The 734-nt window shown below is 43.2% G+C and carries 1 protein-coding gene; it reads left to right on the top strand.

Annotated elements, in window-relative coordinates; all coding sequences use genetic code 11:
• The coding region (locus tag HMPREF0851_RS0104590; protein ID WP_000322049.1) for a thrombospondin type 3 repeat-containing protein at positions 1 to 687 on the top strand (687 nt) is incomplete at its 5' end.
• Between the last annotated feature and the right edge of the window lie 47 nt (positions 688 to 734).

Genomic DNA, 734 nt, shown 5'->3' with positions numbered 1-734 from the left:
GTCATCAATCCAAATAAACCAGGAACAACGGTAACACCAACACCAACAAATGGTTTAACAATTGATGGAACAAGCGGCAAAGTTACAGGAAAACCAACTGGTATCACATGGACTGGCGATGAAACATCTAAAACAGTGAATATTCCAGTAACGGTAACACGTACAGGAGATACCCCAGTCACCGTAACGATTCCAGTAGTGGTACAAAGAGACTTAGATGGCGATGGCAAACCAGACGTATCAGATGATGATATTGATGGCGACGGTATTCCAAATGAAAAAGATACAACCCCACGTCAAGTAACACCATTAGACGCAGGCAAAGTAAATCCTACAAACCCAGCAGTAGAAGGTCAACCTTATACAAGTAAAGAAAAAGTTATCAATCCAAACAAAGACGATGCGACATTCACAGCAACACCAACGAATGGATTGACAGTAGGAACCGATGGAAAAGTCACAGGAAAACCAACTGGTATCGAATGGACTGGCGATGAAACATCTAAAACAGTGAATATTCCAGTAACGGTAACACGTACAGGAGATACCCCAGTCACCGTAACCATTCCAGTAGTGGTACAAAGAGACTTAGATGGCGACGGCAAACCAGACGTATCAGATGATGATATTGATGGCGACGGTATTCCAAATGACCAAGACCCAGCTCCACGAGTGAAAGATGGTTAACAGCAGGAAAAGTAACACCGACAACCAGCAGTAGAAGGACAACCTTA

Origin of the sequence: Streptococcus sp. M334 (genome assembly GCF_000187745.1) — a bacterium.
Lineage (GTDB): Bacteria > Bacillota > Bacilli > Lactobacillales > Streptococcaceae > Streptococcus.
This window is presented reverse-complemented; position numbering and strand designations above follow the sequence as displayed.